Here is a 20,659-nt window from a genome sequence, read left to right as displayed (position 1 = left end):
TGAACGCGAGAGTTTTTCACCTTAAAGGCTTAGCACTTCACTTACGCTACACAGCTGATAGTATGGCTAAATCATCCCTCTATACAGTTGCCAATATGACTCATAAAACTCAACAACAAGCCACTCAGATTGTCAGCGCTGGCCGAGAGAAAAAGTTTACCCAAGGTGTGATAAACCCGCCGGTAGTAAGAGCATCCACTGTGGTGTTTGATACCCTAGAACAGATGCAATTTGCCATCAAAAATAAAACCAATGGCACTCTCTTTTATGGAAGACGTGGCACCAGCACTCACTTTGCATTCCAGCAAGCCATCAGTGAACTTGAAGGCGGCGCTGGCACCGCACTTTATCCTTGCGGTGCTGCCGCCATTAGCGCGGCGCTATTGTCATTTCTCAAAAGTGGCGATCATCTTCTTATGCTTGATAGTGTTTACGAACCCACACGCGCACTTTGTGACACGCTATTAGCGGGATTTGGCATTACAACCAGCTATTACGATCCCATGATTGGTGCGGGTATTACGGCCCTTATTCAACCCAATACTAAAGTGATTTTTTTAGAATCCCCAGGTTCTATCACTATGGAAGTACAGGATGTGCCAACACTTTGCCGCATTGCCCATGAGCATGGGTTAACCACAATGCTGGATAACACTTGGGCCTCACCTATCAATAGCCGTCCCTTTGAAATGGGGGTGGATATCTCAATTCAAGCAGCCACTAAGTACATTGTCGGCCATTCTGATGTCATGCTAGGCACGGCAACTGCCAATGCCGCGCATTGGCCAACATTAAGAGAGCACAGTTATCTGATGGGTCAGACCACCTCTCCCGATGATGTCTACCTTGCAACCAGAGGATTAAGAACCTTAGGCGTTCGCATGGCACAACATGAAAAAAATGCTCTTGAAGTGGCGCGCTGGCTGCAAACTAGAGCCGAAGTTGATCATATCCGCCACCCAATGTTTGATACCTGCCCTGGGCATGAGTTTTTTAAACGTGATTTTAGCGGCGCAAATGGCTTATTTTCATTCGTATTAAAACAAGGTAGTCCTCAAGCCTTAAAAGCCTTTGTAGAAGGTATGCAGCACTTTAAAATGGGGTTTTCATGGGGCGGTTTTGAAAGCCTTATTCTATCAGTGTCTGGCATAGATAAAATTCGTACAGTTACCCCATGGGATAAGAGTAAACCTTTGATGCGACTGCATGTGGGTCTTGAGGACCCGCAGGATTTAATCGCCGATCTAGAACGCGCATTTGAGCGCTTTCATCAAGCTTAACGCTCATTTAATACACTCATTGCGCCTTGGCAGAGGCGCGCATTTTCAGTCTTCCCCCCAAAAATACACCAAGCAGCTACTTTTATAAGCAAATCATCTATGTAATTTCTTTATTATCTTTTAATTCAGTCGCCTATAACGTAATGTGCATCATCAATTAGATGGATTTTAACTGCTTACATGAATAAGTGTGAATATTTGACTTATGCTAGAGCTTCATGGAAATGTGTTACTCAAGGAAGAAAGACATGAACAATACCGATTTGACGCTGGCATTGATGCTATCGTCACTATTAATACTGCATTTGCTATTTTGCTATCGTGCTATCACCTCAAGCTTCAGCGAGCTCAATAGTTTTAGACGCTATTCTTGGGCATTTATCAGCCTATGCCTAGGCCCACTTGGCTATTATTTATACCAAGGTTTACTGCCATTAGAACAACTAGATTGAGCCAACCTTGTTTGGTATACATTCTGCACTTTTAGCGCATATTAAGAATAATATTAATAGAAAGGGGCTTTAGGCCCCTTTTAATGTTAAACATTTTGTCTAAACACTGCGCTTAAATATAGCGGCTAAATTGCTTGCCCGGCTTGAGAGCTTTAATGGGCGCCACGACTGTGGGAGTGCCGATATAAAGAAAACCAATAATTTGGTCTAACTCGCCTAACCCTAGCCCATGATGAACATCCTGACTAAAAGCAAGATCCCCAGTACGCCACACAGCCCCTAAACCTAAACAAAAGGCCGCTTGTTGCATTGCCATAGTGGCACAGCCTGCTGCTAATTGCTGTTCTATAATGGGTACTTTGCTATGTTGTTGGCATTTCGCCACTACAGTTATCACCATAGGTGCACGAGCTGACGTCATTCCAGCTTTAATGATTGCGGCTTCATCGGCGCCGCTCGCTTTCGCCGCGGCCACAAAAATAGCACTGAGTCTTTCGAGTCCATCATCGACGGCGATAATAAATTCCCAAGGGGTTAAGCTGCCATGATCTGGTGCTCTTGCGCCCGCATCGAGAATAAAGTTTAACTCTTGATCGTTCGGGGCTGGTGCCACAAGACGGGGACTAGACTGACGGGTTAACAGAAGTTGCTTGGCGTCCACAATAACTATCCTCTAAAAATGATGCCAAATACTAACAAAAATCCCACCGTTATGGTGGGATATTTACATAAGTTCAAAAGCATTTAGCCAGTACGATTATAGATAACGCTTAGCGATGAAATAATCTAGGCTAGTGTAACGCCCGCCACCTAAAACGAATAAGGCCAGCAACATAATGAAATAAGTGATGGCAAACTCAATACCATTATTTAAAATCACAAAGTTACCTGAGCTGGTTAACCATTCATAATTACCATGCTGCTGTAAAATACTTTTTGCAGCAGCAAGCTTTTCGCCCGCTTCTATAACCCTGTCATTGGCAAGCCAAGAGCTGCCATCAGCAATCGCTAACCATCCATTAGGCCAATGCACGGCAAAAGCGGCAACCAACATGGTAACCATCATAGGGATAGCCACCAGTCGAGTGGCCAAACCAACTAGCAGCATAGCCCCGCCCATAAGCTCAGTACCTGAAGCTAAGGCCGCCATGACTTCAGGCATAGGCAAACCTAAGCCCCAATCTGGATTGCCAAACCAAGCGGCGGTATCTTCAAAGTGACTGATTTTATTGTAACCTGCCTGCATTAACACCGGCGCTAAATACAAACGTAAGGTGAGGGGTGCCAACCCTTCCAACTGTTTAATCGTGGCTAAAAAGCCTTTATAAAACTCAACAACTATCTGCATTTTAGTGCCCTTATCCTCGTTATTGCTCAAATAGACCCAATGAAACTGAACTTTCTTTCATCTGAATATAAAAATCATCAGTTGATGCTAGCGAGACTGGGCGCAATAGCGCCATAAAGAGACGAGTACAAGTTCAATAAAGGCCAAGTCAAATTTAGTCTAGGCTAATTTCATTAAGATCAACAATCAGCGCGTTAAGCTTTTTATTGAATCTTTTTCGCTGTTTATCGCTCAACGTATGGCTCAGTTCTACAATCAGCGAACCAAAATTTTCAGAGTTTTGGGCAATATTTTGTTGATAGCTGGCAGATTTTAAGTCATCGGGCTGGGTCATTAACAAGGTGAGCGACTGTGTGAGTAACTGACTGTTATCTCGCTGACTTAGGGCCTGCTCAAATTGCCTTAGCCATTCATGGCGATACTCGAGCCACATATCTAAGGTGGCCAACCTTTGACTATTGCGAGCCTCTATCAAGGATTTTTGTGCATCACTGACACTTCCAAGCCAATCATCGGCCTGCTCGAATAAACGTTCATTGGATTCATCAAGCAATTGTGCGTTTGTCTTGCCCGCATACTCATCACTGAGTTCTTGCTCTTCTTTTCTTAGCTGTTTCATGATGCCTTTGACTTGCTCATCGTCCAGAGAAGCAATTAACGGGATAAGATCGGGCAACAAAAAATGGAAAATACGGAACCAGTGGCCCTTAGCCTGCTGCACTTGGATCACCCACTGCGAAGGAGTCAGTGTACCTTGCTGTAGTTGGGTTAAGAGTTCATGCAATTGACTGCTGTATTTCGGCAACTCTACTTGTTTATGCCAAATTAAAAACTTATCAAGCATAACCTCAAACTGCTTCTGTTGCGGCTTATTAAGAGTTACATACTCTTCTATTTCCCACTCGATGGCCCAATCGAGAAAGTAATAACTCATTTTTGTGGAACACGCCGTTAGCAGCAACAAAGCGCTTAGCCAAACCATGGTTTTTTTAAACAAGGTGTATGTCCCTTAAATAGCATCAATAATGCTCGCCATCATATAACACATCTGCAACATAACAAGCCTATGGTATTCATTAGCTAACACTAAATTGTAATGAGTTGTTGATATTCCTTGAAATAAGTAAGGTAGGTTTGGAGGCTTTGGCTGGAGTTTGTGGTCACTTTTTTTGTCGTAAACGCTGGCGGCACAGAGTAAAAGCGCTCTGCGGCCATTAATAACGCCCAAGCGGCGCAGCATAACCAATAGCAGTTCATTGCCGCCGGCATAGCCTCAAGCCCAGATTGATTAACATTAGGATTAAAGGCTAAATATTGCTGCGTCAGGCTACTGACTTGAAAGGGAGTGAGCTGATGGGTTGCGATAACGCTTGCCAGCTCAAATAGCGGATGACTGGCGGTGGCATATTCAAAATCAATACATTGCAGCCTATCGCCCACCAGCAATAAATTGCTGGGATTAAGATCTCGGTGACAATATTGATTAGCCACTAAACAAGACTCAAGCTGCGTTAACCAGAGTTCAATCTGCACGCTTAATCCGCTCAGCTGCTCAAAAGCCTGTTGCCACGCAGAGGTTGGCACGTGCCGAGTATCAACCGTTATCGCGGTTAAGCGGGTGAAATAATCTTGCCACTGGACTCTGGGCGTTAAGGCAACATCAGGAACGGGCAGCTGGCTCAAGGGCCGCAGTAAATCCATCAGCAACCCTATGGGTTTGTTTTCATCCAACAGTGATGAACATGCCAAATGCTTATGCTCAGCCATGAATAAATCTTGGCTGTTATTCTGAGCCTGAGGCCCCATGAGGGCAGACCAAGGCTTAGCTTGTATAATAAACTGGCTAAGATAAAAAGTATTATCATCACTGTGCCAGATTAACCCTGGCGCAAGCCCTGCCTTGGCCGCACAACGCCAATTTGCCAGTTCTTGCTGGCGATCACACCACACACTTTGCTGACGGTTAACCCTTAATACCCAATCACCTTGTGAGCCGCAAAGACGATAATTATCATTACTGAGCCCTTCAGATAACGCCATTGCCTGAGCACTGTTATCTTCTAATGCCTGTTGCAGCCACTTGGGTAAGGCATTGAGGACTTCTGCCCCCAATAACGCATTGGGCGCTTGCCAGTGGCTTCTCATGGCTAATGGGTAGCCAAAGTTGCTGCTTGAGTTTGATTTTCTAAGCGTTTGCGCCACATAAGGTAACCCATAGCTGCCATCAACACATACGCCATAAATAGGCCCGTGGTTAGCATTAAGCCTTTTTGGAAATAAAGATAAATCGATACTAAGTCTATCACTATCCAATAGAGCCAATTTTCTAATACTTTTTTAGCCACCAAATAGGTGGTCATCACCGCAAAGCAAGTGGTAGCGGCATCTAAATAAGGAAATGAAGCTTGAGTGTAATTCGCCATCAAATATCCGACTCCCACTGAAATCAAGGCGGTTACTGCAATAAGCTTTACATGAGTTTGAAAAGACCAACTTAACACCATAGGTCCGATATGGCTTGAGGAAGCGCCATTTGTGGGGCCGAGTTTGTGACCATCTTGCTGCCACAGCCAATAACCATAGAGCGCCATGCCCATGTAATAAATATTCAGCACTGATTCCATCAATAACGATACTTTCCAAAACAGCACAGTATAAATCGCTGTACTGACAAAAGCGGCAAGCCAGCACCAAATATTGGCTTTCATGGCCAGTAGCAGATAAACCACAGCCAAAATAACCGCAAACAATTCCCAATAGGTCATCATGGACACTTCTGATATGGCGACATTTATGGCTTCAAACACGCTTATTCTCCTCGTTTACGGTTTTCTGAATGTTGATCCTGTTTATAACCAGGCTTATGAATGAGATTACTGCTTATGGCTAAGATCTAGCTCATCACAAATAAACTTACACACAAACACCGCTTTACCCCAAGTTTGCTGGGCGGCCTGCATCTCAGTATTGAGCATAGTCATCACATCTGTGAACTCACCGCACACTTGAGTCGCCATGGCATTAGTGACCCTATTTATATTTTGGTAGCCATCAAGGCGATCAATAAACCATTGGATGGGCTCGATGTAATTCTCTTTTAAAGGGTACATGCTAATTTCAACTGTGAGTTTCATTGTCTTTCTCCTCTGGTTTGGTGTGAATTGCCAAACACTGACTTTCAAAGTCTAGATTTCCAAACAAGGGTAGGCTCCCTAAAGCGCCTACCCTTTGGACTACATAAATTTAACGGATAAGGTAACCCCTAACTGACGCGGATCGCCAAAACGGATGTATTGCTTTGGTGTCCAATCAAGATCCGGCTCATTACCGAAATAAAAGCCGCGCACGCCATAGTCTTCATCAAATAAATTGCGGCCCCATAAATAGGCTGACCAAGTTTGGGTCTCATAACCGACTCTGGCATTAACAATCGCGTAAGGATCGGATTTTGATTCATTACTATCAGAGTAATAAAACTCGCTCTTTCCGCTAGCATTAAGGTTCGCAAACCAGCCGCTATCAGTCAGATAGGTCATCCCTGCGCTGTAGGTTAATTTAGGAGAGTGGGCTAAATCGCGGCCCTCTAAATCGATCACTGCACCATATTTATCTTTATATTGATAATCACCATAGGCCGTTTCTAACCAGCCTAAACTTGAATAAAATTGAATATTCTCAGTGGCATACCATTTAACATCTAATTCTGCGCCATAACCCCTTGAGTTTCCTGCATTTTCAGTAAAAAGAGCAAATGGGCGTTTCACTTCACCATTACTATCTATAACTTCTGTCTGCAATGATGCAGCTACTTGCTGATCAATTCTGTTCATTAAAAACAATGCTAATTTTGATGTCAATTGACCATCCAAATAGCTGGATTTAAGACCGACTTCATAATTATATAAAGTCTCTGTCCCGAACTCTTTTTTATCATCAAACTCTGACGGTAGACTCGGTTCCAACATGTTAAAACCACCAGCCTTATAACCTCTAGCAATACGGCCGTAACCCGTATGTTCTGGACTCAATACTTTAGATAAAGCGATATGGCCACCCCACATGGTCTCTGACGGGGTAAAATTGTCGCCATTGGTGTCGCTGTAGTCGCTATTGCGGCGCTCCACTCTCAATCCTGTTGACAATAAATAGCTATGGCCTAAATCCGCATCAATTTGTGCAAAAACAGCATAGTTTTTAGCATCGTACTCAGACTGAAGTACTTCATCAGGCCAAGTGTTGTATTCAGAATACAGATCATTATCTTCACTCAGTGAGCGCGCATAAGCCCCCACTAGCCAATCTGTGCTGCCTGAAAAAATCTTACCCGCATCGGTAGAGTTTACTCTGAGCTCTTGGGTCCAGGTTTGTCTGTCACCTTGTTTATCCCAAGTGTAATCATACTCACACGCATCACCACCACAATCTTTACTGGCCCAATAAATAGGGTTCGACCAGTCACCGTCATAGGCATGCTGATGCTCAGTATTGGCAAAAGAGGTTAAGGATGTCAGCTCAAATTGCTCAGCGCCGCTGTAAATGGCTTTAAAACCTGCGCCTGTGGTTTGCTGACTATCTATGCCCGGTAAGTCTGAGGTGGTGTTACGGCCATTATTGTCTAAAGTCCAAGCATCATAACCGTTATCAAAATCAGCGTGAAGTAAGGTTAAATCTAATTGCAGTGCATCGGTAGCGTACCAACGCAGTTTAGCGCGTGCGTTAAATTCATCACGCTCATTGGTGTCTGAGCGGCCCAGATACTGGTTATCTTTAAAGCCGTCTTGATTGTGTTTTTCAACTGACACACGGTACAAAAGTGCGCCAGAATCCGTCACAGGCCCTGAGCTAAAACCTGCAAAAGTGGTGAGGTTATCATCGCCAACACTGACCTCCGCCCCCTGCTCTGACTCTTGACTTGGATCATTACTTTTAAGATAAATAAGCCCGGCTAGCGCATTGGCGCCATATTGTGTGCCTTGGGGGCCGCGAAGTATCTCCACCTGCTGCATATCGTACATGCTAGCGATACTGCCAAGACCAGATAAATCTATGTCATCCATGATAAAACCGACGGATGAATTGGGGGCGCCTTTATACTCTTCTTGCTCGCCAACCCCGCGAATTTGAAAATACTTAGGACGAGAGCTGCCACCAGACCAGTTAAAGTTGGCAATGCTGTTAAGCACATCTTCAAAATGTTGCGCCCCTTCATCTTCGAGCTGCTGGGCATCAATAACGGTAACGCTAGAAGGCATCTTATCGAGATTAATACCACTGAAATCAGCATTAACGACTATGACCTCCATTTTTTCACTGTCTGCGGCGCGGCGTTCAATGTCTGCCGTTTTGGCAGCAGCAGGTGCACTTAGCACTGCCATGATGGCTAAGGTTAAGGTAGATTTTACGGGTAAGGACAAGCAAATTGGAGCTGACATAGGACCTCAAATGTATAGTTTGAGATCCGGCATGGATAAGCGAATAAGAAGTGCGCGAATAATAAGCCCATTCCTACGCCGGTATTAGCCGGATCAGGTTCTAAGGGTTCATCAAACGATATCTCAGTCAGAGCAAATTGCGCTAACACCCCTTGGCGCTAAGGATTATAAACGATAAGACTTAAGTGCGACACAGATACTTGTCACATTCTTTAACCTTATACTGCTAATTTGAGTGACTTTTCCTTACATATATTTCAAAACTCGACGCCATAGGGTTCGGTGCTAATGCTTGAATGTGTTTATTCTCATGGCCATGTAAGGTAAGTGACTTCCAGCTATTGCCTTCATCGTCCACGCTTATGCCATCAAGATCAAACCAGGTAAATTTATATTGCAGCTGAACATCATAAGCGCCTTGGCTCACCAATACCGCTGTACCTTGGAGTAAATCCCCGAGGCGGCGACTGATGATTTGTTCAATTTTCACATCACGGCTAAGGCTATTTGAATCAATTCGGGTTTGCCCAGATGAACTTGCCCCAACGCCAGCGGTAGTATTTGCACAACCACTGAGTGTTAGGGCTGCAGTGAACATTAAACTGACTGGAAAGATAAGCTGTTGAGTTAACTTTTTTATCATCACCTGCTCCTACTCTGCTTAAAACAAAACGAAATAAAACCAAATGGCTTAGCGCAAAACCGTTAGAAAAATAATAACTGCTGTTATTCAACTAAAAAATGGGCTCTTGCCGTTGCGATAAGTTGTTTACGGTTCGTTTGCCAACAATTAATACTCACATTGGCAACGCGCCGTCCTTGGCGAGTAATTTTACACTCGGCAAAGGTATCTTGATGTAGACCAGCCCTTAAATAATCAATTGAAAAATCGACAATTTTAGGCACCTTTTTCGCCTGCATAAACACCATTAACTGGACAATGGCAGACATTTCCATAAAGCCTGCAATCACCCCACCATGGATAGCGGGCAAAATAGGGTTGCCTATGTTGTCGTCTTTGGCGGGTAATTTAAACACCATTTCATCACCAAAACGGTCAACCGCCATGCCAATAAACTGTGAGTAAGGCACTTTGGCTAATAAATAACTGTAATCATTAAGCTCAATGGCGCGCTTTACCACATCTTGCACATCAAGATCTTGTGTATCACTCATCAGCCTTAGTCTCCGCTGTATTCGCTTGAGGTAAATTCCCCATTAATGCTTGCCTAAAGGTTTCCCCCACCATCTCTGGGCTAATGCGCATAAAAGATCCTACCGCGTGAGCAATTGGCTCATCTATGCTGTCTTGATAGGCGATAGCGCGGGTAAAAGCGACACTTGACGACAACTTATAACACTCAGCAAAAGCAAAAACTGATTTATGGGGCTCGGCAGGTTTCATGTAATCTACCCGCAAATCCAGAGTAGGTGAAATCTCTAATGACTGGAATTTCTTTAAAATGGCGCACACCACCGCCGTACCGCAACCAGTATCAATTAAGGTGGTGATGACGCCGCCGTGTATCACCCCTGTATCTGGATAGCCGATAATATCTTGGCTATAGGGCAATTCTAATAACACGTGATGCTCGCTTGCCTCATGAACTTTAATCCCTAAGCGGCGGCACTGGGCAAGTTGGTCAACAAAGCGGGTAGCAAGCTCGGTCAAGGGAAAAAAATCACTATTTATCTTCATGGTATTTGGCATAACGCTAGGCTCATTTTACTATGGTCACAAGGCAATACATTTCAGACTATACCGACAACATTGGCCCTAAAGGCTTGCCGCCGACTAAATGCATATGGATATGGTACACCTCTTGGCCGCCATGCTGATTGCAATTCATGATGAGTCGATAGCCATCTTTGGCAATACCCGCTTCAGAAGCAAGCTTTGCCGCCACTGTGAACATGCGCCCTAAAGCCAATTCATCCGATGACTTAACATCATTTGCTGTGGCAATAAGGTGATTGGGAATGATCAAAATATGGGTCGGGGCTTTGGGCTGAATATCGCGAAATGCGGTGACTAAATCATCTTGATATAAAATATCAGCTGGAATTTCACGACGAATGATTTTACTAAACAGGGTTTCTTCGGCCATGATGTGGCTCCTATGCTTATCCATGATAGGTTTCAATCTTAGATTGAACCGATTTAATCTTGATGATTATATACATAAAACGACCATGGGTAATGGATAATTCTAATCCCAGCACTCAGTTAGCATTGCCTACTGAGTGCATTTTTGGCAGCATGTAACCACCTATTCTGTTTGGCTGTGTTACTTAAGCCCTATTTTGGATTTTTTCATGCATTATCATATTGTCCCTCTCGATCCTAAGGCGCATCTTTTCCACGTCACTCTCACCTTAGACAATGCCCATAACACCCAAGAGTTTAGCCTGCCAGCTTGGCTGCCCGGCAGTTACATGATCAGAGACTTTGCCAGAAACATCATTGAGATAAATGCTTTTGATGATAACAACCAAGCCATAGCACTCACTCAACTAGATAAGCAGCGCTGGCGTGCAGCGAATACCAGCCCTAAGTTAACCCTAAGCTATCAAGTCTATGCTTGGGATTTATCGGTGCGCTCAGCTCACCTTGATATGAGCCATGGTTTTTTTAATGGCAGCAGTGTATTTCTAAGTGTCAAAGGCAAAGAAGCCGCCCCAAGTACTGTCACTATTGCCAAACCCCAAGACGCGACACTGCAAGACTGGCAACTGGCTACCAGCCTTAAGCGCACAAGCGGCGATGAATTTGGCTTTGGTGATTTTTGCGCCGAAAACTATCAAGACTTAATTGATCATCCGGTGGAAATGGGTCAGCTCACCATAGGCCAATTTGATGCCTGCGGCGTAACCCATGATGTGGTGTTAAGCGGTGCAAGTCGCGTCAATATGCCAAGACTTTGCCAAGATCTAAAAGCCATTTGTGAATACCAAATAAATCTCTTTGGCGGCCAAGCGCCCTTTGAGCGCTATGTATTTATGACACGCGTGCTTGATAATGGTTTTGGCGGCCTCGAACACAAGGCGTCCACAGCATTAATGTGCTCACGCAAAGATCTTCCTCAAAGTCTCGATGCTAAAGTGAATAAAGATTACCGCACCTATCTATCCCTTTGCAGTCACGAGTATTTTCACAGTTGGAACGTCAAGCGTATCTTGCCAAAGGAGTTTATTCCCTTCGATTTAAGCCAAGAAAGCTACACCAATCAGCTGTGGGCCTATGAAGGTATTACCTCCTATTTTGATGATTTTATTACCTACCGCGCAGGCTGCATAGATGCTAACAGTTACCTTGAGTTACTCAGCGCCACCATGACCCGAGTGTATCGCGGCCAAGGACGCTTTAAGCAAAGTTTAAAAGCATCCAGTTTTAATGCTTGGACCAAATTCTATAAACAAGATGAAAATGCCGCCAACGCCATTGTGAGTTATTACACCAAGGGCGCGCTGTTCGCGCTGATGCTGGATTTAACCCTGCGCATCGGATCCAAAGGGCAATATTCCTTAGACGATCTAATGCAACAATTATGGCAGCGCTACGGCTTAACCGGCATGGGTACCCATGAAGGCTCACATCAAGAAATTGTTGAGCAATTACTTAATCGTAACTGTGATGAGCTTTTCAGCTATTTAGACAACACAGAAGATTTACCCCTTGAGCCGTTACTGGCCAAAGTCGGCGTTGAGATGACGCTGCGCGCCAGTGAAGGCGGCAGCGATATAGGAGACAGTTTAAATGACGGCAAACCTAAAGGTTACCAGATTGGCTTTGGCGCCAAGTATAAAGCTGACGCTGCAGGATTAACTATTATCAGCGTGAATCAAGGCAGCCCAGCCCATGATGCAGGACTTAGCGCTGGCGACGTTCTTATTAGCTGCGATGGACTAAAAGTCACCCCAGAATTTGAAAAACAACTACAAGATTATCAACTGGGTGAGTACTTAACCCTGCACTGGTTTAGACGCGATGTGTTGATGCAAGGTCAACTGGCGCTGCAAGCCCCCATGCTCGATACTGTAGCACTGCGCATTAGCGACCCTGATGCGGCAAAATTATGGTTAAGCTACTGATAAAAATACTGAAGTAACTATCCTTTTATATTATTGGTTATTGTGAGCCATAAAAAATGCCAGCAAATAAGTTTGCTGGCATTTTTGGATCTCATAGCTATTAACAAGTAACCATTAACGCCAATAGGCTAAATCAACACCTCACTTCATGCATATGAGTCTGAGCCCAAGCAATAGCCTGACCACGACTCGACACACCGATTTTTCTAAAAGCTCGGTAGAGATGGGTTTTAATCGTGCTTTCACTGACAAACAGCTGATTGGCAATATCCAAATTAGTACTGCCTGACAACAGGGCTTGCAACACTTCACGCTCCCTGATGGTAAGGCTATCGGTATCATCTTCAGCGTCATCATGTAGCATGGACTGATGCAGCTCAAAAGGCATAACACTGCGGCCTTTTAAAATATCATTCAAGCCACTGCTTATTTCGCTTATCCCTGAATCAAGGTAAAACACCCCGACACTGGTTGCTGGATGGATCAAAAATTTCGCATCGATTTGCCGAGGAAAATTTAGAAACACGGTTTTGACTGTGCTGTATTCGCGCTCGATAAGACGTTGCAACTGATAGCTTTGCTGCAGATCTACGGTCGCTAAATCAAACACCACTACACTCACATTATGACTTTCAAGCTTGGCGGCTAACGTACCAGGGCTTGCATGGGTGAGCTTGATTAAAAACTCCTGCGGCCAGCGGCACTCCAATAAATCTGTGAGTAACTGCGAGCGTGAAACCAGCATCCAATTTACAATTTTAAACATCAATTACACTCCATGTGATTGTTTTTATGCGTACGCACTTTTGTTAAATGCCACTAGGACAATGGCATTTAATCTGAGTCTCATTATCTAGTTGCGCTAGCATAAGAAGGATCAGTTGTTAGGTGCATAAGCGGCAAAGCATTAAGATAGCGGCTTTATATGACAGCCCGACCCATCTCACTCTGCTTAAAGGCAAGTTTGTAGCCTCATCTTTCCAAAACAGAGCTTACCAGACAAATTAACAACTAAAGACTATTTTAGCCACTAGCCAAAAGTGTAATTGACCGCGTACTTGTAAACTAAAGTATGTATTTTCAGTTTATTACTCTTAAAAAATACCTTAAAAAAAACGCTACATTAAGTAGCGTTTTAATAGGGAAGCTTAATTTAGCTCTTGGCTTTTTTCTTGGTTTGTTCAACCAACCATTTGCCGCCGTGATATTTAGCAGTCCAACCGGTTGCTTTACCGTCCACTTCTGTGGCCACGTATTGCTCTTTGGTCTTGCGGCTAAACTTCACCGCGGCTTTATTGCCGTCATCATCTTCAACCGGTGCATCGGCAAGATACTGATACTTAGGCCATAGCTGCTCGCGATACTTAACCAACTCCTCCACTAATGGCGCCCGCGTTTCCCGAGATTTAGGGAAAGTGCTGGCAGCCATAAAGATGCCGGCTGCGCCATCACGTAACACAAAATGAGCATCGGACTTGGTGCATTTAAGCTCAGGTAAGAAGATAGGATCTTCTTTAGGCGGCGCAGCTTCACCACTTCTTAGCAGTTTACGGGTATTTTTACACTCACTGTTGGTACAGCCAAAATATTTACCAAAACGGCCGTTTTTTAGCTCCATGTCGTTACCGCAGCGATCGCATTCAATTAATGGACCTTCATAGCCTTTAATCTTAAATTGACCCGCTTCGACTTCGTAACCGTCACAGCTTGGATTGTTACCGCAAACATGCAGCTTACGTTTTTCATCAATTAAGTAACTGTCCATGGCTGTGCCACATTTGCCACAACGATGTTTAGCACGCAGCGCATCGGTTTCAGCATCTTCAGCATCGCTGACAGCCTCTTCCCCCGGGGTTAAGTTCATCGTAGTCTTACAGCGCTCTTTTGGCGGTAAAGCATAACCTGAGCAGCCTAAGAACACCCCTGTAGTACCGGTACGAATGCCCATAGGACGTTCACAGGTTGGGCAACTAATCGCATCGGTGAGCACCATTTGATTGAGGTGCATGCCGCCCTCTTCAGGGTCAAGCTCTGCTTTTTCTAGTTGCTTAGTAAAGTCACCGTAGAAACCATCTAGGACGTTTTTCCATTCCTGCTTACCTTGAGCAACATCATCTAAAGTTTGCTCCATGCTAGCGGTGAAATCGTAGCTCATCAGCTCTTTAAAGCTGCCGACTAAACGGTCACTGACAATTTCACCCATTTTCTCGGCAAAGAAACGGCGGTTTTCGACTTTTACGTAACCACGGTCTTGAATGGTTGAAATAATCGTTGCATAAGTAGATGGACGACCAATGCCGCGCTTTTCAAGCTCTTTTACCAATGAGGCTTCACCATAACGAGCTGGCGGCTTAGTAAAGTGCTGTTTAGGCGCTAAAGTTGTCAATGTCAGTGACTCGCCCTTATCCACATGAGGTAAGGTGTTGTCTTCTTCATTCTTCTTACCCATAGGCGGCTGAGCACGAGTCCAACCATCGAATCGCAAAGTGCGGCCGCTGGCTTTAAGCTCATAATCACCAGCTTTAACCGTGAGGCGCGTTGCATCGTATTGAGCAGGTGTCATCTGACAGGCCACAAATTGACGCCAGATAAGCTCGTACAGACGCTGAGCATCACGCTCCATGTCGGTTAAGCTCGCAGATTGCACCTGTACGTTTGATGGACGTATAGCTTCGTGAGCTTCTTGAGCACCTTCTTTGCTGCCATAGCGAATGGGATCAGTAGGAAGGTACTTAGTGCCAAAGTCTGCGGCAATCATCTCACGGACATTGTCCACCGCTTCCTGACTCAAGTTGGTCGAATCAGTACGCATATAGGTAATGTGGCCAGCTTCATATAGACGCTGCGCCATCATCATGGTCTTTTTCACCCCAAAGCCCAAGCGAGTACTGGCCGCTTGTTGCAGGGTTGAAGTAATGTAAGGCGCTGAAGGTTTGCTTGAAGTGGCTTTGTCTTCCCTGGCACTCACTGAGTAACTGGCGTTGGTTAATTGCTCAACCGCCTGCTCAGCTTGGGCTTTATTGACGGGATTAAAGTTATCGCCTAGGTACTTAGCCACTTGCATTTTAAGGGCTTGGTTGGTGGCAGTATTAAGCTCGGCATTGATATCCCAAAACTCTTCTGGCACAAATGCTTTGATTTCACTTTCTCTTTCAACCACTAAACGCACGGCAACCGACTGCACTCGGCCGGCAGATAGACCACGGGCCACTTTTTTCCACAACAGTGGTGACACCATAAAGCCCACAACACGGTCGAGGAATCGACGCGCCTGCTGAGCATTAACCATATTGGTATCTAAGCTTGACGGCTGACTAAAGGCATCTTGGATAGCACTCTTGGTGATCTCATTAAACACAACTCGTTGATACCGCGAAGCATCACCACCTATGATCTCCTGTAAATGCCAGGCGATGGCTTCCCCTTCACGGTCCAAATCGGTTGCGAGATATATTTGGTCAGCGGACTCGGCTAATGCCTTAAGCTCTTTCACCACTTTTTCTTTGCCCGGCAATATTTGGTACTTTGCCGCCCAGCCTTTTTCTGGGTTGATGCCCATACGGGAAACTAACGCCTGCTTATCACGAATAAGCTTGTATGCGGCTTTATCTTCAGGTGACATCTTTCTGACTTCTGCAGCCGTTTTGGTGCTGGCACTGCCGTCAGAGGTGGATGAAGTCGGTAGATCACGTATGTGACCCACACTGGACTTTACGATGAATTCTTTACCAAGATATTTATTAATAGTCTTGGCCTTGGCCGGCGATTCGACAATAACTAGCGATTTACCCATAGTTTTATTTGCGCCAAAAGTCTCAAACAGATAGAAAATTGTTTCCATATATAGAGTGTTGCGGCGATAGTTTCAAGTTAATACCGCTTTTAAGTGCTCTATTAGCCATTTTTTGAGCAATATAAATAAATCAAAAAATATTCTTGCGTTTTATTAGGCTAAAATCTCATTATTAGACAGCCCTTAAGCAAACTCTTGCATTTTTAATCACTTTTGCCCTTTATTGCCTTATTAGGTCTCACTTGTGCCCTTGAAAAGCACAGGTATACTGGCAGGCAAATGACAAAAATTAATAATAACCAACGCCCTCTTTAATAGGATAGATAATGAAGCACTTTGAAGCTAATTTCGATGGTCTCGTCGGCCCGACTCATAACTACGCAGGCTTATCCTTTGGCAACGTCGCCTCCTATAATAACGCGGCGCAAACGGCAAACCCAAAAGCAGCAGCCAAACAAGGACTACAAAAAGCCAAGGCTTTAGCAGACTTAGGCATGGTTCAAGGCGTATTGGCCCCACAAGAGCGCCCTGACCTTTACACATTACGTCGAATTGGTTTTTCAGGCTCTGATGCTGAAGTTATCCAAAAAGCGGCTAAGCAGGCTCCTGCATTACTTAACGCCTGTTGCAGTGCCTCAAGCATGTGGACAGCCAATGCAGCCACAGTGTCACCAAGCGCCGATACCCGTGATGGCAAAGTTCATTTCACCCCAGCAAACTTGGTCGACAAACTGCACCGCAGCATAGAACCCATCACCACGGCCAATATTTTACGCTCGACGTTTAAAGACCCGCACCACTTCCAACATCACACTCACTTACCAGAGCATGCTCATTTTGGTGATGAAGGCGCGGCAAACCACACGCGTTTATGCAGTGAATACGGTCATTCTGGGGTTGAATTATTTGTTTATGGACAAGAGGCCACTAACCCTAATGCCCCTAAGCCGAAAAAATACCCAGCACGTCAAACTTTGGAGGCCTCACAAGCCATAGCACGCTTGCATCAGCTAGAAGATGAAAGCACAGTGTTTATGCAACAAAACCCTGATGTTATCGATCAAGGTGTGTTCCATAACGACGTGATTTCAGTAGGTAACCAGAATGTACTGTTCTATCACGAGCAAGCCTTTTTAAATACCGATGCCAAATTTGACGAAATTCGCCGAAAAATGAATACCGACATGCATTTCGTGAAAGTGGCCACCTCACAAGTATCCATCGACGATGCAGTAAGAAGTTATTTATTCAACACCCAAATCATCACCTTGCCAAATGGCGAGATGACCATCATTGCGCCAACGGATTGCCAAGAAAACCCAGCGGTATTTGCCTACCTTAATGAGCTTGTGACCTTAGGCACCCCGATTAAACAAGTGCGCTATTTTGACGTTAAGCAAAGCATGCAAAATGGCGGCGGTCCTGCGTGCTTGCGTCTTAGAGTGGCGCTAAACGATCAAGAGCTAGCCGCCGTGAATCAAGACACCTTAATGAATGATGCCCTCTTCGGCCGTTTGAATACTTGGGTTGAGAAACATTACCGCGACAGCTTATCGGTAAAAGATTTAGCCGATCCTCAGTTGATTGTTGAATCACGCACGGCGCTCGATGAACTAACCCAAATATTAAAGCTTGGCAGCGTGTATCAATTCCAGAAATAACTCAAACTAAGTGAATAATGAAAACAATAAGGGCGCCAATCGGCGCCCTTATTGTTTTCTATCATAGCGTATTAAATAATACTTACACCTATGGATACAACTTGAGTCACTAAGCCATTTGGTGCCTCAACTTCAACAATAAAGACCCCAGAATTTGGCTCATCTTCCCCTTTGAGGGTCGCACTGAACTCACGGCCACCATTATAATTTGAACTTGGCCAAATTAGCTCAGTTGAACTAACAACCGAACCTGCACTGGTTTTAAACCTGACTTTAGACCCTGCTGGCATCTGTTGATTATGTAAATCTGAAATCGTAAACAATACCGAAGCTGCACCTTTACCTAAGATGGTTATGCTGCCGCCAGAATGTATACCCGTATGATCAGAGATCAATATATCACTGCCCCTTGTGGCATAAGCTGTACTGCCTGACATCACCATGACTAGGCTCGCTCTAACATACAATGACTGAGAATCACTAACCCCGTCAGCACAGCCTGCATGAAAAGTCGAGGAACAAAGCACACCATTATATTTACTGTCTGCGGCATCAAATACCCCATTAGTATTAAAATCCACCAACTCCTCTAAATTACCGCCTATTTGCCCGCCGGTTTGCTGGGGATTAAACAGGCCATCTTCATTGTAATCAGTAAAGGCATCGGCTAAATCAAAGGATTTACCACTGACGTCTTTTTCGGTCAAAAAGGCGTTTAATTCAGAGGCATCGAAGCGGCCGTTACCATTAAGATCAGGGAAAGATTCTTCACCAATGGCGGTTGCTGTAATCGTTGCTCGACCGCCGTAACGTTGACCATAAATATTGCCATAACGCCCCACTGAAGCGTCGTAGCTGAGTACTGCACTTGGGTTACGTATCATGGCCCCCGTACCATCTATGATCACTTCACCTTCTGGTCTGGGTTGCTGACTGGTCCAATTGACGCTACAGGCGCCGTTCACTGTTTGGCAGGCATCCTCAATAGCACCGCCTTCAGTGGTAAAAGACACAGTGGTACCATTGGGGACTGGGTTATTAAAGGCATCAGCGAGACGAGCCGTGACTTTAACCACAGTATTTTCCTGATCCCAGCCTTCGGCATTTAAAAACTCAGCAGAAAGAGAGAAACTGTCTTGATCAGGAATACCAGTCGAAACAATCAACTGACTGGATTGACTTGAAATCAGCGGTGACGAGCCATCCACCACACCGGTTACGCGTACAGAGGTGGCGACTGTGCCGGTGCGAACCACTGTCTGCACAACCCCTTCACTATTGGTCGTTGCAACAACGGGATCTAAGCTTATCCCGCCCACTGTGGTATTAAGGGAAAAGCTCACACTTTGATTACTGACTACATTACTGTTTTTATCTAACACCTTAAATTTAACCACTGACGATTCAGTGCCGCCAGTACCTAAAATACTGATATTTTGAGGTTGTGCAGAAAGAAATACAATACTGCCAACACTGGCTTGAAGAACATTTAAAGTACCACTAGCAGAAAGGCTGATGCCGCCGGCATTAGCGGTAACGTTGATTTGGTCAGCACCGACACAGCCCTGAGCAAGATAAGTGGTCGTGGCAACACCATTAACCGATGACACTGGTGAGCTAATCGCCGCTTGCGCAGGATTTTTGGTGGCGCAGGTAGATGAGAAATTGACATCGACTGGCTGCGTATAAGCATTGCCTTTGTCATCTTGAATAAGCACCGAAATAGTTGCTGTACCGCCAGCAGTTAAATCTTCGACACTCACAGATGCTCTACCCGATACAAAAGGTGTGCCGCTGCCCATAACCACATTCGTGGCCCCCACCACGACAATCACTTTACCAATTTCACCCGTTGACAATGACGCTGTTGCTTCCCCCGCCCCTAAAGAGCTGCCTGCATAAATATCCACACTGGCTTTACCATCAGCATCTGTCACCGCAGTTTTTATCGGTAAATCACCTATGGGACTGGCAAAAGTGACAATCGCGGGCTTGCTTAAACCGTTAACTGTCGCGGTTAATTTTCCTGGGGTTAGGGTGGTAATTGATTGAAGTGCTTGGCCTGTGGTATTTGTTAACACTAATCCCACTTGTGCACCACCAGCGGCTTGGCCGCCATCACCTTTCATACTGACAGCAACCGTGCCTGACTCACCAGTCTCAAGGCTTGCGGTCACTAAACTGGCGCCAGCTTTATTGGCTGTAGCAAGTTTGACGGTCGCTATACCTTGAGCATTGGTGCGCGCTGTGCCTGATACTGGATCAAAGGTGCCTGATAGCGGATCTTTTAATGTAAAAGTAATAAACTCCCCAGCTAAAGGCCCTTTCACTGTGTCAGTAACCGTCGCAGTAATTATGCTTGGTGCTGTGGCGGTCACTTCATCAATACTGGACGTTAATGTCACACTGGTTACAGCGGGAGTTGTTACTCCGCCATTACCTGAATCTGTAATGCTACCTCCACCGCCGCAAGCTGAAAATAAACACAAGAACAATAGTGCTAGATAAACTTTATAAGCTGACTTCATTGGTCAGGCTCCCTATTGTATTTTTATATTCAAAAATGATACTTCATTATATATAGGTTAACATTGCACAAAT

General features: G+C 44.9%; 18 protein-coding genes and 1 riboswitch. Of the genes, 4 read left to right on the top strand and 14 right to left on the bottom strand.

Going from position 1 to position 20,659, the window contains the following annotated elements; translation table 11 throughout:
* The first annotated feature begins 95 nt into the window (after positions 1-95).
* Positions 96-1,280 carry a cystathionine beta-lyase gene (locus H5073_RS08745; RefSeq protein ID WP_182679014.1) on the top strand — a complete coding sequence of 395 codons (1,185 nt, stop codon included), beginning with the start codon at positions 96-98 and terminating at the stop codon, positions 1,278-1,280.
* A 248-nt stretch (positions 1,281-1,528) separates the two neighbouring features.
* Positions 1,529-1,732, top strand: coding sequence for a hypothetical protein (locus tag H5073_RS08740; protein WP_182678952.1), 204 nt, complete (start codon positions 1,529-1,531; stop codon positions 1,730-1,732).
* 112 nt (positions 1,733-1,844) lie between these two features.
* Here H5073_RS08740 and H5073_RS08735 read toward each other — a convergent pair whose 3' ends face one another.
* The 11 genes from H5073_RS08735 to hinT all read right to left on the bottom strand — a co-directional run bounded on the left by H5073_RS08735 (position 1,845) and on the right by hinT (position 10,620).
* Positions 1,845-2,393, bottom strand: coding sequence for an NAD(P)H nitroreductase (locus H5073_RS08735; protein ID WP_182678950.1), 549 nt, complete (start codon positions 2,391-2,393; stop codon positions 1,845-1,847).
* Between the two features lie 96 nt (positions 2,394-2,489).
* Positions 2,490-3,080, bottom strand: coding sequence for a DoxX family protein (locus H5073_RS08730; protein WP_182678949.1), 591 nt, complete (start codon positions 3,078-3,080; stop codon positions 2,490-2,492).
* A 154-nt stretch (positions 3,081-3,234) separates the two neighbouring features.
* Positions 3,235-4,014: a DUF6279 family lipoprotein gene (locus tag H5073_RS08725; RefSeq protein ID WP_259394857.1), complete on the bottom strand. Its 780-nt coding sequence runs from the start codon at positions 4,012-4,014 to the stop codon at positions 3,235-3,237.
* Between the two features lie 152 nt (positions 4,015-4,166).
* Entirely contained in the window at positions 4,167-5,282 is a 1,116-nt protein-coding gene (locus H5073_RS08720) for a phosphotransferase (RefSeq protein ID WP_182678947.1), read from the bottom strand.
* Positions 5,228-5,848 carry a nicotinamide riboside transporter PnuC gene (gene pnuC / locus H5073_RS08715; RefSeq protein ID WP_182679011.1) on the bottom strand — a complete coding sequence of 207 codons (621 nt, stop codon included), beginning with the start codon at positions 5,846-5,848 and terminating at the stop codon, positions 5,228-5,230. The genes H5073_RS08720 and pnuC overlap by 55 nt, the downstream gene beginning before the upstream one ends.
* Before the next feature lie 105 nt (positions 5,849-5,953).
* The gene (locus H5073_RS08710) at positions 5,954-6,214 is read right to left on the bottom strand and encodes a YkoF family thiamine/hydroxymethylpyrimidine-binding protein (protein WP_182678945.1); all 261 of its coding nucleotides are present in this window, start codon (positions 6,212-6,214) and stop codon (positions 5,954-5,956) included.
* 99 nt (positions 6,215-6,313) lie between these two features.
* Positions 6,314-8,512 carry a TonB-dependent receptor gene (locus H5073_RS08705; protein WP_182678943.1) on the bottom strand — a complete coding sequence of 733 codons (2,199 nt, stop codon included), beginning with the start codon at positions 8,510-8,512 and terminating at the stop codon, positions 6,314-6,316.
* Positions 8,513-8,565: 53 nt separating this feature from the next.
* Positions 8,566-8,675, bottom strand: a riboswitch (TPP riboswitch).
* A gap of 63 nt (positions 8,676-8,738) precedes the next feature.
* The gene (locus H5073_RS08700) at positions 8,739-9,155 is read right to left on the bottom strand and encodes a YcfL family protein (RefSeq protein ID WP_182678941.1); all 417 of its coding nucleotides are present in this window, start codon (positions 9,153-9,155) and stop codon (positions 8,739-8,741) included.
* Positions 9,156-9,238: 83 nt separating this feature from the next.
* Positions 9,239-9,688 carry a PaaI family thioesterase gene (locus H5073_RS08695; RefSeq protein WP_182678939.1) on the bottom strand — a complete coding sequence of 150 codons (450 nt, stop codon included), beginning with the start codon at positions 9,686-9,688 and terminating at the stop codon, positions 9,239-9,241.
* Positions 9,681-10,211: a PaaI family thioesterase gene (locus H5073_RS08690; protein WP_182679009.1), complete on the bottom strand. Its 531-nt coding sequence runs from the start codon at positions 10,209-10,211 to the stop codon at positions 9,681-9,683. The genes H5073_RS08695 and H5073_RS08690 overlap by 8 nt, the downstream gene beginning before the upstream one ends.
* 58 nt (positions 10,212-10,269) lie before the next feature.
* Complete coding sequence (gene hinT, locus H5073_RS08685; RefSeq protein ID WP_182678937.1) at positions 10,270-10,620, bottom strand: purine nucleoside phosphoramidase; 351 nt, start codon at positions 10,618-10,620, stop codon at positions 10,270-10,272.
* 208 nt (positions 10,621-10,828) lie between these two features.
* Between hinT and H5073_RS08680 the strand changes: the two genes are divergently transcribed.
* The gene (locus tag H5073_RS08680; RefSeq protein ID WP_182678936.1) at positions 10,829-12,604 is read left to right on the top strand and encodes a M61 family metallopeptidase; all 1,776 of its coding nucleotides are present in this window, start codon (positions 10,829-10,831) and stop codon (positions 12,602-12,604) included.
* A 133-nt stretch (positions 12,605-12,737) separates the two neighbouring features.
* On the opposite strand, the gene H5073_RS08675 is transcribed toward H5073_RS08680, so the two are convergent.
* A complete protein-coding gene (locus tag H5073_RS08675; protein ID WP_182678934.1) occupies positions 12,738-13,370 on the bottom strand; it encodes a response regulator transcription factor in 633 nt (210 codons plus the stop codon).
* Positions 13,371-13,757: 387 nt separating this feature from the next.
* A complete protein-coding gene (gene topA / locus H5073_RS08670) occupies positions 13,758-16,397 on the bottom strand; it encodes a type I DNA topoisomerase (protein WP_182678932.1) in 2,640 nt (879 codons plus the stop codon).
* A 326-nt stretch (positions 16,398-16,723) separates the two neighbouring features.
* Here topA and astB point away from each other — a divergent pair, with 326 nt between their 5' ends.
* Entirely contained in the window at positions 16,724-18,058 is a 1,335-nt protein-coding gene (astB, locus tag H5073_RS08665) for an N-succinylarginine dihydrolase (protein ID WP_182678930.1), read from the top strand.
* A 71-nt stretch (positions 18,059-18,129) separates the two neighbouring features.
* Here the strand turns inward: astB and H5073_RS08660 are convergent, their stop codons facing one another.
* Positions 18,130-20,586, bottom strand: coding sequence for a hypothetical protein (locus tag H5073_RS08660; protein WP_182678928.1), 2,457 nt, complete (start codon positions 20,584-20,586; stop codon positions 18,130-18,132).
* Between the last annotated feature and the right edge of the window lie 73 nt (positions 20,587-20,659).

The organism is Shewanella sp. SR44-3 (assembly GCF_014163735.1).
GTDB lineage: Bacteria > Pseudomonadota > Gammaproteobacteria > Enterobacterales > Shewanellaceae > Shewanella.
This window is presented reverse-complemented; position numbering and strand designations above follow the sequence as displayed.

Bases quoted from the DNA above. Each gene is read 5' to 3' on its own strand.
- H5073_RS08745 (WP_182679014.1), top strand. From the start codon at position 96: ATGACTCATAAAACTCAACAACAAGCCACTCAGATTGTCAGCGCTGGC.
- H5073_RS08740 (WP_182678952.1), top strand. From the start codon at position 1,529: ATGAACAATACCGATTTGACGCTGGCATTGATGCTATCGTCACTATTA.
- H5073_RS08730 (WP_182678949.1), bottom strand. From the start codon at position 3,080: ATGCAGATAGTTGTTGAGTTTTATAAAGGCTTTTTAGCCACGATTAAA.
- H5073_RS08725 (WP_259394857.1), bottom strand. From the start codon at position 4,014: ATGAGTTATTACTTTCTCGATTGGGCCATCGAGTGGGAAATAGAAGAG.
- pnuC (WP_182679011.1), bottom strand. From the start codon at position 5,848: ATGATGACCTATTGGGAATTGTTTGCGGTTATTTTGGCTGTGGTTTAT.
- H5073_RS08710 (WP_182678945.1), bottom strand. From the start codon at position 6,214: ATGAAACTCACAGTTGAAATTAGCATGTACCCTTTAAAAGAGAATTAC.
- H5073_RS08705 (WP_182678943.1), bottom strand. From the start codon at position 8,512: ATGTCAGCTCCAATTTGCTTGTCCTTACCCGTAAAATCTACCTTAACC.
- H5073_RS08700 (WP_182678941.1), bottom strand. From the start codon at position 9,155: ATGATAAAAAAGTTAACTCAACAGCTTATCTTTCCAGTCAGTTTAATG.
- H5073_RS08695 (WP_182678939.1), bottom strand. From the start codon at position 9,688: ATGAGTGATACACAAGATCTTGATGTGCAAGATGTGGTAAAGCGCGCC.
- H5073_RS08690 (WP_182679009.1), bottom strand. From the start codon at position 10,211: ATGAAGATAAATAGTGATTTTTTTCCCTTGACCGAGCTTGCTACCCGC.
- hinT (WP_182678937.1), bottom strand. From the start codon at position 10,620: ATGGCCGAAGAAACCCTGTTTAGTAAAATCATTCGTCGTGAAATTCCA.
- H5073_RS08680 (WP_182678936.1), top strand. From the start codon at position 10,829: ATGCATTATCATATTGTCCCTCTCGATCCTAAGGCGCATCTTTTCCAC.
- H5073_RS08675 (WP_182678934.1), bottom strand. From the start codon at position 13,370: ATGTTTAAAATTGTAAATTGGATGCTGGTTTCACGCTCGCAGTTACTC.
- topA (WP_182678932.1), bottom strand. From the start codon at position 16,397: ATGGGTAAATCGCTAGTTATTGTCGAATCGCCGGCCAAGGCCAAGACT.
- astB (WP_182678930.1), top strand. From the start codon at position 16,724: ATGAAGCACTTTGAAGCTAATTTCGATGGTCTCGTCGGCCCGACTCAT.
- H5073_RS08660 (WP_182678928.1), bottom strand. From the start codon at position 20,586: ATGAAGTCAGCTTATAAAGTTTATCTAGCACTATTGTTCTTGTGTTTA.